Annotated in this window: 7 protein-coding genes; 6 read left to right on the forward strand and 1 reads right to left on the reverse strand. The window is 65.2% G+C overall.

The annotated features are described in order from the left end of the window. Window positions 1–19: 19 nt before the first annotated feature. The 3 genes from ACLEJW_RS19400 to metR all read left to right on the forward strand — a co-directional run bounded on the left by ACLEJW_RS19400 (window position 20) and on the right by metR (window position 4,305). Window positions 20–1,924 (forward strand): sensor histidine kinase, encoded by a 1,905-nt coding sequence (locus ACLEJW_RS19400; RefSeq protein ID WP_440778066.1) that lies wholly within the window; start codon window positions 20–22, stop codon window positions 1,922–1,924. Next, window positions 1,921–3,249, forward strand: a complete 1,329-nt coding sequence (locus ACLEJW_RS19405; RefSeq protein WP_313456863.1) for a sigma-54-dependent transcriptional regulator — start codon at window positions 1,921–1,923, stop codon at window positions 3,247–3,249. The genes ACLEJW_RS19400 and ACLEJW_RS19405 overlap by 4 nt, the downstream gene beginning before the upstream one ends. A 138-nt stretch (window positions 3,250–3,387) precedes the next feature. After that, window positions 3,388–4,305, forward strand: a complete 918-nt coding sequence (gene metR, locus ACLEJW_RS19410) for a transcriptional regulator MetR (RefSeq protein WP_313294947.1) — start codon at window positions 3,388–3,390, stop codon at window positions 4,303–4,305. Here the strand turns inward: metR and ACLEJW_RS19415 are convergent. Then, the gene (locus ACLEJW_RS19415; protein WP_145187879.1) at window positions 4,289–4,702 is read right to left on the reverse strand and encodes an NUDIX hydrolase; all 414 of its coding nucleotides are present in this window, start codon (window positions 4,700–4,702) and stop codon (window positions 4,289–4,291) included. The genes metR and ACLEJW_RS19415 overlap by 17 nt on opposite strands. A gap of 134 nt (window positions 4,703–4,836) precedes the next feature. Here ACLEJW_RS19415 and ACLEJW_RS19420 point away from each other — a divergent pair, with 134 nt between their 5' ends. From ACLEJW_RS19420 to ACLEJW_RS19430, 3 genes are all read left to right on the forward strand, one after another. Further along, entirely contained in the window at window positions 4,837–9,138 is a 4,302-nt protein-coding gene (locus ACLEJW_RS19420; RefSeq protein ID WP_440778085.1) for a DEAD/DEAH box helicase, read from the forward strand. Window positions 9,139–9,257: 119 nt separating this feature from the next. After that, window positions 9,258–10,877: an FMN-binding glutamate synthase family protein gene (locus tag ACLEJW_RS19425; RefSeq protein WP_313456867.1), complete on the forward strand. Its 1,620-nt coding sequence runs from the start codon at window positions 9,258–9,260 to the stop codon at window positions 10,875–10,877. Between the two features lie 108 nt (window positions 10,878–10,985). After that, window positions 10,986–14,123 (forward strand): transglycosylase domain-containing protein, encoded by a 3,138-nt coding sequence (locus ACLEJW_RS19430; protein ID WP_313456870.1) that lies wholly within the window; start codon window positions 10,986–10,988, stop codon window positions 14,121–14,123. Window positions 14,124–14,160 lie beyond the last annotated feature (37 nt).

The following is a 14,160-nucleotide window of genomic DNA, read 5'->3' on the forward strand; positions in this document are numbered from 1 at the left end:
CCGTGACAAGGCCACTGTGATGAAATGCGACCCCTCGCTTCTTCTGCCTGCCAAGCCCGCCGTGAAATCCCGCCTGATCCGCCAACTGCTGCTGCCACCTTTGATCATCCTGCTGATGGTCGGCCTCGGCTGGGCCGGTTATTCGATCAGTGAAAGCAACGGTATCCGGGTGCTCAGCGAAAGCGGTGAACGCGCCCTCGAACTGCATGCGCGCACCGTCGAGAGCGAAATCAGTAAATACACCTACCTGCCCAGCGTGCTCGAGCTCGAAGACAGTGTCTCGCGGCTGCTCACCGACCCCGATGGCGCCAACCGGCAATCGGTCAACGAATACCTCGAGGGCCTCAACCGCCGCAGCCGCAGCCGGGCGATCTTCGTGCTCGATACCAGCGGCCGGGTGCAGGCCACCAGCAACTGGCGTGACGCCGACTCGTTCCTGGGCGAAGACCTGTCGTTTCGGGCCTACTTCCAGACCGCGGTGCGCGGCGAGCCCGGGCGCTTCTATGGCATCGGCAGCACCACCGGCGAAGCTGGTTATTACCTGGCCCATGGCCTGGAAGAACATGGCAAGGTGATCGGCGTCGCGGTCATCAAGGTACGCCTGGACACCCTCGAAGAGCGTTGGCAGCGCGCCCGCCTGGAGGCTTTCGTCAGTGATGAGAATGGCATCATCATCCTCTCCAGCGACCCTGCCCGGCGCCTGAAGTCGGTGCGCCCGTTGTCGCCGCAAATGAAGGAGCGCCTGGCGCGCAGCCTGCAGTATTACTGGTGGCCGCTGAACGAGCTGCAGCCCCTGGCCCGGGAAACCCTGGCCGATGGCGTGGAAAAGCTCACCTTCCCGGCCAACAGCGAGACCGCCCAGGGCAAACCCCATGAAGTGACGTACCTGGCGCAGACCCGGCGTCTGGCGGACACTCCCTGGCACTTCACCCTGCTCACCCCGCTGCAGGATCTGCGCCGCGAATCGATGGTCCAGGGCATCCTGGTAGGCGTGGCGTTCGCGCTGCTGGCGATCCTCGGCATCGCCTGGAACGAGCGACGCAAGGTGATCGCCACCCGCCTGGCCGCGCGCGAAGCGCTGCAACAGGCCAACAACCAGTTGGAGCAGCGCATCGCCAACCGCACCGCCGACCTGCGCGCCAGCAACGAGCGCCTCAAGGGCCAGATCCGTGAACGTCGGCACGCCGAGCAGACCCTGCGCCATGCCCAGGACGAACTGGTCCAGGCCGGCAAGCTGGCGGCAATCGGCCAAATGTCGACCAGCATCGCTCATGAACTCAATCAGCCGCTGGCGGCGCTGCGTACCCTATCTGGCAACACCGTGCGCTTTCTCGAGCGTGGCGCGCTGGAAACCGCCAGCACCAACCTGCGTACCATGAACGAGCTGATCGATCGCATGGGCCGCATTACCGCCAGCCTGCGCTCGTTCGCCAGGCGCGGTGATGACAGCGGCCAGGCATCGCTGGCCAAGGCGGTCGACGCGGCCCTGCAGGTGCTGGGCGAGCGCATCGCCGGCGGCCAGGTGCAGTTGCACAGCGACTTTGAAGACCAGCAACTGGCGATCGACCAGACCCGCCTGGAACAGATCCTGGTCAACCTGATCGGCAACGCGCTCGACGCCATGGCCAGCCAACCGTTACCGGCGCTGTGGCTGGAGGGTGAGCTGGCGGCTGACAAGTACCGCCTGCGGGTGCGCGACAACGGCCACGGTATCGACGATGAAACCCGCAAGCACCTGTTCGAACCCTTCTTCACCACCAAACCGGGCGAACGCGGCCTGGGCCTGGGGTTGACCCTGTCGGCAAGCCTCGCGGCCGCCGCCAAGGGCAGCCTGAATGTGGAGCACCCCGCCGCTGGCGGGACCGCCTTCGTCCTCGCCCTGCCGCTGGTCCCGCCCCCCAGCGAATCGGCAGAGCAACCATGAATCCAGTGCCCCTTACCGTTCTGATCGTCGAAGACGACCCGCATGTGCTGCTTGGCTGCCAGCAGGCGCTGGCATTGGAAGACATCGCCTGCGAGGGCGTGGGCAGCGCCGAGCAGGCCCTGGAGCGGGTCGGCGATGATTTTGCCGGCATCGTCGTCAGCGACATCCGCCTGCCAGGCATCGATGGTCTGGAACTGCTCACCCGCCTGAAGGCGCGCGACAAGAGCCTGCCGGTGGTGCTCATTACCGGGCACGGCGATATCGACATGGCCGTGGGTGCGATGCGCAACGGCGCCTACGATTTCATGGAAAAACCCTTTTCCCCTGAGCGCCTGGTCGATGTGGTGCGCCGCGCCCTGGAACAACGCGGGCTGTCGCGCGAAGTGCTGGCGCTGCGCCGGCAATTGGTCGAGCAAAGCAGCCTGGAGGGCCGCATCATCGGGCGCTCCCCGGCCATGCAGCATTTGCGCGAGCTGATCGCCAATGTCGCCGACACCTCGGCCAACGTCCTGATCGAAGGTGAAACCGGCACCGGCAAGGAATTGGTCGCGCGTTGTCTGCACGACGCCAGCCGGCGCCAGGCCGGGCCATTCGTGGCGCTGAACTGCGGTGGCCTGCCAGAGAACCTGTTCGAGAGCGAGATTTTCGGTCACGAAGCCAACGCCTTCACTGGCGCGGGCAAGCGACGCATCGGCAAGATCGAACATGCCAACGGCGGCACCCTGTTCCTCGATGAAGTGGAAAGCATGCCGATCAACCTGCAGATCAAGCTGCTGCGCGTTCTGCAGGAGCGCACCCTCGAGCGCCTGGGTTCGAACCAGAGCATCGCCGTTGACTGTCGAGTGATCGCGGCCACCAAGTCCGATCTCGACGCCCTCGGCCAGTCAGGGCAATTTCGCAGCGACCTGTACTACCGCCTGAACGTGGTGACCCTGGAGCTGCCGCCCTTGCGCGAGCGCCGCGAAGACGTACCGCAGTTGTTCGAGCACTTTTTGCAGCAATCGGCCCTGCGCTTCGACCGCGAGACGCCGACCCTCGACAGCCAGACCCTGTCCCGGCTGATGGCCCACGACTGGCCAGGCAACGTGCGCGAACTGCGTAACGTCGCCGAGCGCTATGCGCTGGGGCTGCCAGCGTTCAAGAAGAGCCCGAGCGGCACCGCCAGCCAGGGTGTTGGCTTCGCCGAAGCCGTGGAAGCCTTCGAGCGCACCTTGCTCAGCGATGCCCTGCAACGCAGCGGCGGCAACCTCAGCCAGGCCAGCCAGGAGCTGGGCATGGCGAAGACCACGCTGTTCGACAAGGTCAAGAAATACGGACTTGGCTGACCCTGGACCTCGCCTACTGCGGTAATAGTCCGACGCTCCGCACACCAGCAGTTTGCCTGCACCGTCGACAGGCGCCTGCAACATGAGCGAAACTCAACTGATTCCCCGTTAACATAAAATATTTTCTCGGAGTCAGCCGTGCTGGAGATCCGCCACCTCAAAACCCTTCATGCCCTGCGCGAAGCTGACAGCCTGGTGGAGGCTGCCGAGCGCTTGCACCTGACCCAGTCGGCGCTTTCGCACCAGTTCAAGGAGTTGGAAGAACGCCTGGGCCTGCCCTTGTTCGTGCGCAAGAGCAAGCCGATCCGCTTTACCAGCGCAGGCCTGCGCCTGCTGCAACTGGCCGATGCCACCCTGCCGTTGCTGCGCGGCGCCGAGCGCGACATTGCCCGGCTGGCCGGCGGCACTGCCGGGCGTCTGCACATGGCCATCGAGTGCCACAGTTGCTTCCAATGGTTGATGCCGACCATCGACCAGTTTCGCGACGCCTGGCCCGAGGTGGAACTGGACCTGGCCTCAGGCTTCGCCTTCGCCCCGCTACCGGCCCTGGCACGCGGTGACCTGGACCTGGTGGTGACCTCCGATCCGCTGGACCTGGCCGGTATAACCTATGTGCCGCTGTTCACCTATGAAGCCATGTTGGCCGTGGCCAACCAGCATGCCCTGGCGGGCAAGGCCCATATCGTGCCGCAGGATCTGCTCGACCAGACGCTGATCACCTATCCGGTGGAGCGCGATCGCCTGGACATTTTCACCCGTTTCCTCGAGCCCGCCGACATCGAGCCTGCCGCCGTGCGTACCTCCGAACTGACCGTGATGATGATGCAGTTGGTCGCCAGCGGCCGCGGCGTCTGCGGCATGCCGCATTGGGCGCTGCACGAATACAGCTCGCGCGGTTACGTCAAGGGCAAGCGCCTGGGCGAAAAAGGCCTGTTCGCCACCCTGTATGCGGCGGTGCGCACCGACATGCTCGATGCACCCTACATGCGCGATTTTCTGCTGACCGCCAAAGACACCTCGTTCGCCACCCTCGACGGGGTCAGTGCGGTGCGCTGACGGCCTCGCGATACAGCGGCAAGATCAGGTCGCGGGTCAACGGCGCCAGCGGCAGGGTCGCGGTCTGATCGGCGGCCAACCATTGCACTTCTTCGATTTCCGCTGCCGGGGTCACGGTGGCGGCGCTGTCGACGCGAAACAGTTCGGCCTGCACCACGAAGCCCGGCTCATTGGCCGCTGGCGCGCTGAACTGGCCAAGGTATCGGGCCTGGTCGGGGTCGATGGCAAGGCCCAGCTCTTCATGCAGCTCGCGCACCAGTGCCTGAACCGGGGTTTCACCGGCATCGATCTTGCCACCGGGTTGCATGAACGCCTCGGTCCCACGCTTGCGCACCAGCAAGGTGCGGCCTTGGGGATCGATGAGCAACGCGGCAGCGATGCGGATGATATTGGCCATGGGGTTGATCCTGGATAAAAGGGCTCAGGGAAAAGGCCGGCGAGGATCCCATGCAGCCGGCCAGCCTGACAAGGCCGACGCGGCAAGACGAATGGCCACTTGCCAAGCGCCTGGCGAGCCGCCATAACCATCAGATGAACCTGCCAGCCCATCAGCATCCCGTGCTCGAACTGTTTCATCCAGCGGTGAGCACTTGGTTTGCCCGCCATTTCGCCACGGTCACTGCCGCCCAGGCTCAGGCCTGGCCGCTGATCCATGGCGGGCAGTCGATGCTGCTTGCCGCCCCGACCGGCTCGGGCAAGACCCTCAGCGCGTTTCTAGCCGTTCTCGATGAATTGTTCCGCCAAGGCCTCGAGCTGGGCGGCGAACTGCCCGAGCAAACCCTGGTGGTCTATGTGTCACCGCTCAAGGCGTTGTCCAACGACATCCGCCTGAACCTGCAAGCGCCGCTCGAAGGCATCGGCGCTGCGCTGCTCGAACAGGGCCTGCGGGCGCCGCGCATCACCAGCGCCGTGCGTACCGGCGATACGCCGCAGAAGGACCGCGCGGCGATGCGTCGGCGCGCACCCCACATTTTGGTCACCACCCCCGAATCGCTCTATGTATTGATGGGCTCGGCCTCCGGTCGGCAGGGCCTGGCCAACGTTCACACGGTGATCGTCGATGAGATTCACGCGCTGGCCGGCAACAAGCGCGGCGCTCACCTGGCACTGACCCTGGAGCGCTTGCAAAGCCTGGCTGGACGCAGCCTGCGGCGCATCGGGCTGTCGGCCACGCAGCGCCCGGTGGAACGCGTGGCGCAGTTTCTGGTGGGCCAACAACGCCCCTGTGCGATCGTCGACGTGGGCCATGCGCGGGAGCGCGATCTGGCCATCGAGGTGCCACCGGTGCCCTTGGGGGCGGTGATGGCCAGCGATGTCTGGGGGTTGCTCTATGATCGCCTGGCGGACCTGGCGCGCGAGCACCGCACCACCTTGGTGTTCGTCAATACGCGCCGGCTGGCCGAGCGCCTGACGCGCCACCTGGGCGATCGCCTGGGCAAGCAGGCGGTGGCTGCGCACCACGGCAGCCTGGCCAAGGAACTGCGCCTGGACGCCGAACAGCGCCTCAAGGGTGGCCAGTTGCAGGTGCTGGTGGCCACCGCGTCCCTTGAGTTGGGCATCGACATCGGTGATGTCGACCTGGTCTGCCAGATCGAATCGCCCGGCTCGATCGCGGCGTTTCTGCAAAGGGTCGGACGCTCGGGGCACCAGGTCGACGGCATTCCCAAGGGCCGGCTGTTCGCCACCTCGCGGGACGATCTGATCGAATGCGTGGCTTTGCTGGAGTGCGTGCGCCGTGGCGAACTCGACCAGGTGCACATCGCCAAGGCGCCGCTGGACGTACTGGCGCAGCAGATCGTCGCCGAGGTCAGCAACCAGCCTTGGCACGAACAGGCGCTGTTCGACTGTCTGCGCCAGGCGACCCCTTATGCCGAGCTTGACCCTGCGCGGTACCAGGCGTTGCTGCGCATGCTCGCCGAAGGCTATAACGGCCGTCAGGGTCTGCGCAGCGCCTATCTGCACCGGGATGCCGTCAGTGGCACCCTGCGCGGCAGGCGGGGCAGCCAGCTGACCGCGCTGACCAGTGGCGGTACCATCCCCGAAACCGCCGACTACGCGGTGCTGCTCGAACCGCAGGCCCTGAACATCGGCAGCGTCAATGAAGATTTCGCGGTGGAAAGCATCACCGGCGATATCTTCCAGCTGGGCAATGCTTCCTACCGCATCCTGCGCGTGGAACCCGGCCGCGTGCGGGTGGAGGACGCCCAGGGCCTGCCGCCGACCATTCCGTTCTGGCTGGGTGAGGCGCCAGGGCGCAGTGACGAGCTGTCGGTCGCGGTCGCCCGTCTGCAGGCAGCGATCGACGAACAGCTGGGCCTCTGTGCAGGACACTGGCCGGCGATGCTGCAGTGGTTGCAGGGCAGTTTCGCCCTGAGCGAGGCCTGCGCCAGCCAATTGCTCGACTACCTGGGACGAACCCGGGAAGTGCTCGGCGCCCTGCCCTCGCAGCAAACCCTGATCATGGAACGCTTCTTCGACGAATCCGGCGGCACTCAGCTGGTCATTCACACGCCCTACGGCAGCCGCATCAATCGCGCCTGGGGCCTGGCCCTGCGCAAACGCTTCTGCCGCACCTTCAACTTCGAGCTGCAAGCGGCGGCCAGCGAGGACGCCATCGTCTTGTCGCTGTCGACCAGCCACAGCTTTGAGCTCGATGAGGTGTGGCGCTACCTCAACAGCCGCAGCGCCGAGCAGGTGCTGATCCAGGCCTTGCTCGATGCGCCACTGTTCGGGGTGCGCTGGCGCTGGAACGCGGGCGTGGCCATGGCCTTGCCGCGCTTTGTCGGTGGGCGCAAGGTCGCGCCGCAGATCCAGCGCATGAAAAGCGAAGACTTGATCGCTGCGGTGTTTCCCGACCAGATCGCCTGCCTTGAGAACATCGCCGGCGAGCGGCAGATCCCCGAGCACCCATTGATCGAGCAGACCCTCGACGATTGCCTGCACGAGGCCATGGACAGCGAAGGCTGGCTGGCCCTGCTGCGGCGCATGGAAAGCGGCCAGGTGCGCCTGTTGTGCCGCGACCTGCCAGCGCCTTCGCCGTTGGCAGCGGCGATCCTCAATGCCCGGCCGTACGCCTTCCTGGACGACGCACCGCTGGAGGAGCGGCGCACCCAGGCCGTGCTCAATCGGCGCTGGAGCGAGGTGCACAGCGCCGATGACCTGGGCGCGCTGGACCTGGAAGCGATCGCTGCGGTGCAGGCCGAAGCCTGGCCGCAGCCGGTCGGTGCCGATGAAATGCATGAAGCGCTCATGAGCCTGGGGGCGGTCAGCGACGCCGAAGTCCTGGGCAACCCCAGCTGGGCCGCTTTGTTGCGCCAACTGGCCAAGGCCGGACGGGCGCTGCGCTTGGTCGATGTCGGGCTGTGGCTGGCGCGCGAGCGCCTGCAGCTGCTGCAAACGCTGTATCCCCAGGCGCAACGGCAACCGGCGCTGGAGGTGCTGCCAGGCTTCGATCAGGCGCTCGATGAAGATGCCGCGCTGGCCGAGTTGCTGCGCGCCCGGCTCAGTGGCCATGGCCCGCTGACCCTGGCGCAGATCGCCGCGCCGCTGGCCCTGCCGGCTGCGCGCATCGAACAGGCGCTGGCCCGCCTGGAAGGCGAAGGGCAGCTGCTGCGTGGCTACTTCAGCCCAGACGCGCGCGACCTGCAATGGTGCGAGCGGCATCTGCTGGCGCGCATCCACCGCTACACGGTCAAGCGGCTGCGCCGGGAGATCGAGCCGGTCAGCCTGCAGGACTACCTGCGCTTTCTGTTCGACTGGCAGCACATTGCGCCTGATGAGCGTCTGCGCGGTCCGCAGGCGCTTGCCCAGGTGCTCGGCCAACTGCAGGGCTTCCCCAGCGCTGCCGGCGCATGGGAAGCGGAACTGCTGCCGGCGCGCATTCACGACTACAGTCCACAGTGGCTCGATGACGCCTGTCGCAGCGGGCAATACGCCTGGAGCCGGCTGGCGGCGAACCCGGCCAGCAACACCCTGGCCAGTACCCCGCTGGTGTTGCTGCCGCGCGAGCACATGAAGCTGTGGCGGAGCCTGGCGAGCGTACCGGCGCCGGAGACCTTGGGCGGCCGGGCACAACGGGTGCTGGAGGTGCTGCAGACGCAAGGGGCCTTGTTCTTCGACGAGCTGGTCAGTGAGGCACGCCTGCTGCCCAGCGAGCTGGAAGCGGCGTTGCAGGCACTGGTGGGGGCAGGCCTGGTCGGCGCTGACAGTTTCACCGGCCTGCGCAGCTTGATCGCCCCGGCCGCCAAGCGCTCGCCGCGCAGCAGCAGGCGCGGCTTTGCCCCGCTGTCGAGCAGCATGGCCCACGCCGGCCGTTGGGCGGTGTTGCGCCGCGGCGCTGAAGACGTCGATCAACAGCAGCGCCTGGAGCATATTGCCTACAGCCTGCTGCGCCGCTACGGCGTGATGTGCTGGCGCCTGCTGGCCCGCGAAAGCGACGTGCTGCCGCCCTGGCGCGAGCTGTTGCGCTGTTATCAGCGCCTTGAAGCGCGTGGCGAGATTCGCGGCGGGCGTTTCATCGCCGGCCTGGCAGGTGAGCAATTCGCCCTGCCCGAGGCGGTCGGGCTGCTGCGCCAGGTACGCCGGCGTGAACCAGACGAAACCTTGGTCATGGTTAGCGCCAGCGACCCGTTGAACCTGCTTGGCTCGTTGTTGCCGGGCGCCAAGGTGCCCGCAGTGGGCGGCAACCGGCTGCTCTATCGCGATGGCGTGCCGGTGGCGGTGCGCATTGCAGGGCGCTGTCGCTACCTGGTGCAGGCTTCGGTGCAGGAGCAGGCGCTGTGGCAGCAGGCGCTGCAGCGTGCCACGCCCGGGCTTGGGCGGCTGACACTGTAAGGCGCGGCGGCGCGAACGAGTGCCGCTAATGCAGATTTAATGTGCAGCACCGGCCAACTTGGTTATGGTCGGGGTTTGCCCAGGCCCTGAGCCTGACCGCGCCATTGCAAGGAATCTGTATGAGCCTGTCACTTCTCAGCCGTTACGCCTGCTTCGCAGCCTGTGTTCTGTTCACCCTGGCAAGCCTGCCGTTCGTGCAGCATGAATGGCTCTGGCCATTCACGCTGTCCACGGCGATCCTCAGCCTGATCGGTCTGTTCGACCTGCTGCAGCAGCGCCACGCGGTACGCCGCAATTACCCGATTCTGGGCAATATCCGCTACCTGGTCGAAGCCATCCGCCCGGAAATCCGCCAGTATCTGCTCGAAGCCGACAGCGATGCCCTGCCCTTCTCGCGGGCGCAGCGCTCGCTGGTCTACGCCCGGGCCAAGAACGAAGTATCGGACAAACCCTTTGGCACCTTGATCGATGTGTACCAATCGGGCTTCGAGTTCATCGGTCACTCCATGCGCCCGGCCCCGCTGGCTGATCCCGCGAGCTTTCGCATCACCATCGGCGGTCCGCAGTGCAGCCAGCCGTATTCGGCATCGATCTTCAACATCTCGGCCATGAGCTTCGGCTCGCTCAGCGCCAACGCCATTCGCGCCCTCAACAAAGGCGCCAAGCTGGGCAATTTCCACCATGACACCGGCGAGGGCAGCATCAGCCCTTACCACCGGGAACATGGCGGCGACCTGGTCTGGGAGCTGGGTAGCGGCTACTTCGGCTGTCGCACCGCCGACGGACGCTTCGACCCCGAGCGCTTCGCCAGCCAGGCGCGCAGCCCGCAAGTGCGCATGATCGAGATCAAGATGAGCCAGGGCGCCAAGCCTGGCCACGGCGGCATCCTGCCCAAGCACAAGGTCAGCGAGGAGATCGCCGAAACCCGTGGCGTGCCGATGGGCGAAGACTGTATTTCACCCTCGCGGCACAGCGCCTTTTCCACCCCGCTCGAACTGATGCAGTTCATCGCTCAGCTGCGCGAGCTGTCTGGGGGCAAGCCGGTGGGCTTCAAGTTGTGCCTGGGTCACCCGTGGGAGTTCATGGGCATCGCCAAGGCCATGCTGGAAACCGGCATTGTGCCGGACTTCATCGTCGTCGACGGCAAGGAAGGCGGCACCGGTGCCGCGCCCGTGGAGTTCACCGACCATATCGGCGTGCCAATGCGCGAAGGTTTGTTGTTCGTGCACAACACCTTGGTCGGCCTGAACCTGCGCGACAAGATCAAGCTCGGTGCCAGCGGCAAGATCGTCAGTGCGTTCGACATCGCCAGCGTGCTGGCGATCGGCGCCGACTGGGCCAACTCGGCGCGCGGGTTCATGTTCGCGGTCGGCTGCATCCAGTCGCAGAGCTGCCACACCAACAAATGCCCGACCGGCGTGGCGACCCAGGACCCGCTGCGCCAGCGCGCGCTGGTGGTGCCCGACAAAGCCCAGAGGGTACGCAACTTCCATCACAACACCTTGCGCGCCCTGGCCGAGATGCTCGCCGCCGCAGGCCTGGAACACCCGGCGCAGCTGGAGGCCAAGCACCTGGTGCGGCGGGTGTCGGCCACCGAGATCAAGTTGTTCTCGCAGATGCACGTGTTCCTCAAGCCCGGCGAGCTGCTGACCGGCGAGGTGGACGGCGAATTTTACTCGCGCATGTGGCAGCTGGCCCGGGCCGACAGCTTCGAGCCGCACAGCGAAGCGGCCGCCTGAGGCTGTCCGGGGCCACGGCAGTGGCCTTTCGACAAATTTTTCACCTCGGCCCGTCAACGTCTAAGCTTCACGCAAGCAGGACGAAAATATTTGGCCGGATAGAAGATTATGGGCGCACTGTGGCAATCGGAACCACCCAGAACGCAAGCACCTGAATCAGCGCAGGCCACTCCACCACAACCGCCTTCCCCGCGTAAACGCAGGCTGTGGTGGCGGCTGATCGTGTTGATCCTGTTGCTGGCCCTGATCGCCATCGGCATTGCCGCTTATGACGAGTTTCGCAGCTCCGAGCTGCAATCGCGCGAGTTCAGCAAACTGGCGGCGACCCTGACCTACTCGCTGCAACCCGGTCCCAGCGACGCCATCGTCTATCCAGGTGAAGGCCCGTTCGACAAGCGCCTGGGTTACAGCGCGCTGGGCGAATTCCTGCCACGCCTGCTCAAGCGCGATTATCTGATCAGCGAGCAGGTGCAGTTCTCCCCAGCCTTGATGCGCTATGTCGATCATGGCCTGTTCGCGCCCTACATCGAGAAGATCCAGGCCGGGCTGGCGATCACCGATTGCCGCGGCGACATGCTCTATCAGTACAACTATCCCCAGCACCTGTACCCGAACTTCGCGTCGATTCCGCCGGTGATCGTCAACAGCCTGCTGTTCATCGAAAACCGCGACCTGCTCGACACCCAGGACGTGAAGAACAACCCGGCCGTGGACTGGCCGCGCTTCGCCAAGGCTGCCTATAGCCAGGTCGCCAAGTACCTGGCCCTGCCAGGGCAGTCGGCAGGTGGCAGTACCCTGGCGACCCAGCTGGAAAAATACCGCCATTCGCCGGACGGGCTGACGGTCAGCGGTGGCGAAAAGATCCGCCAGATGATCTCGGCGAGCGTTCGGGCCTACCAGGGCGGCCCGGACACTACCCAAGCGCGCCAGCGCATCGTGCGTGATTACCTCAACAGCGTGCCGTTGTCGGCGGTGCCTGGGCATGGTGAAGTGCATGGCATGGCCGAGGGTCTGCGGGTGTGGTACGGCGCCGACTTCGATGAGGTCAACAAGGTCCTGACCTCGACCGCCAGTGATCCGCAGAGCATGGCCGCACGCGGTCTGGCCTTGCGCGAGGTGCTGTCGTTGATGATTGCCCAGCGCCGGCCGTCCCACTATCTGTCCAAAGGCCGCGTGGAGCTGGCCGAGCTGACCGACGCGCACATCCGCGTGCTGGCCGCGAGCAAGGTCATCGAGCAGCCGCTGGCCGACGCCGCGCTGGCCAGCAAGGCGGTGTACCGTGACTGGGTAGCGCAGCCGACCATCGTGCCGATCGTCACCAACAAGGGCATCAGCCTGGCGCGCAATCGCCTGGCGGCGATGCTCAACCGTCCCCTCTACGACCTCGACCGCCTGGACCTGTCGGCGACCAGCACGCTGCAGGCCGACCTGCAGTTGCAAGTCAGCCAGTACCTGAAGAACCTCGCTGACCCCGAATTCGCCGCGCAGATCGGCCTGATCGGTGAACGCCTGCTGACCGCCAAGACCACCGACCAGGTGAGCTACAGCTTCACCCTGTTCGAACGCACTGCCGACGGCTCGCGCGTCCGGGTGCAGACCGACAGCACCAACCAGCCTTTCGACATCAACGAGGGCAGCAAGCTGGAGCTGGGCTCCACGGCCAAGCTGCGGGTGCTCACCACCTACCTGGAGATCATTGCCGAGCTGCACGACAGATACGCGGGCAAACCGGTGGCCGAGTTGAAAAAAGTCGATGTGGCCGAGCTCGATCGCATCAGCCAGTGGTCGCTGGAGTGGCTGGCACAGAACAGCAGGAACCAGAACCTTGACGCCATGCTCGATGCGGCGCTGGAGCGCAAGTACTCGGCCAATACCGGCGAGGCCTTCTTCACCGGCGGCGGCATGCATGTGTTCAACAACTTCCGCAAGGAAGACAACGGCCGCAATCCTACTTTGAAGGATGCCCTGCGCGAATCGATCAACCTGCCCTTCATTCGTCTGATGCGCGACCTGGTGCGTTATGTGACCTACCAGCAGCCCTACAACCGCGTACCGCTGCTCAAGGATGATTCGGACCCGCGACGCCAGGAATACCTGGCGCGCTTTGCCGACAAGGAAGGCACCAGTTACCTGATGCGCTTCTGGAAGAAGTACCAGCGCAAGACTTCCCAGCAACGCCTGGACACCTTCCTCGACAGCATGCGCGCCACGCCCCAGCGCCTGGCTGCAGTGCACCGCTATCTGTTCCCCGAGGCCGGCCAGGAAACCTTCAATGCCTTCGTGCGTGCCCACAGCAAGGATGACCGCGCGGCTTTGAGCAAGCTCAACGACGGCAAGCTGGCGCAGATGTACGAGGCCTACGGGCCGGGCAAGTATGACCTGCCCGATCAAGGATACATCGCCAAAGTGCATCCACTGGACCTGTGGCTGCTCGGCTACCTGCTGAAAAACCCAAGCTCCACCTTGAGCGAAATGGTCAACGCCAGCCGCTTCGAGCGCCAGGAAGTCTACAGCTGGCTGTTCAAGAGCCGTCATCAAGGCGCTCGCGACAGCCGTATCCGGACCATGGTTGAAATCGAGGCCTTCCTCGACATTCACCAGCGCTGGAAACGTGTGGGTTATCCGTTCGACCACCTGGTGCCGTCGCTGGCCACCGCCATCGGCAGCTCGGGTGACCGCCCGGCAGCGCTGTCGGAGCTGGTAGGCATCATTCAGAACGACGGCGTGCGCCTGCCGACGCTGCGCATCGACACATTGCATTTCGCCGCCGCCACTCCCTATGAGACCAAACTGATCAGCGACCCGGACCGAGGCGTGCGGATTCTGCCGGTCGAAGTGGCGCGGGCGCTCAAGGGGGCAATGTCGCAAGTGGTCGATGCCGGCACGGCACGGCGCATTTCCGGCAGTTTCAAGCTCGATGACGGCACACCTCTGGTGATGGGCGGCAAAACCGGCACCGGCGACAACCGCATAGAGAGTTTTGGCGCGGGTGGCCGGTTGATCGGCTCACGCTCGCTCAATCGGACTGCCACGTTCGTGTTCTTCCTCGGCGACAACCACTTCGGCACCCTCACCGCCTTTGTGCCGGGGCGCTCGGCCGAAGCCTTCAAATTCACCTCGGCCCTGCCAGTGCAGGTGCTCAAGGGCATGGCGCCGATCCTCATGCCTTACTTGCAGCCAGGCAACCCGAATCAATGCAAAGCGCCGCAAGTGGCCATGCAGGGCAGCGACACATCTAAAACGTAGATGATAATCATCGGCATTTGCCGGGTTGTGTTTAGAT

Source organism: Pseudomonas sp. SMSB3, from assembly GCF_052041965.1.
Lineage (GTDB): Bacteria > Pseudomonadota > Gammaproteobacteria > Pseudomonadales > Pseudomonadaceae > Aquipseudomonas.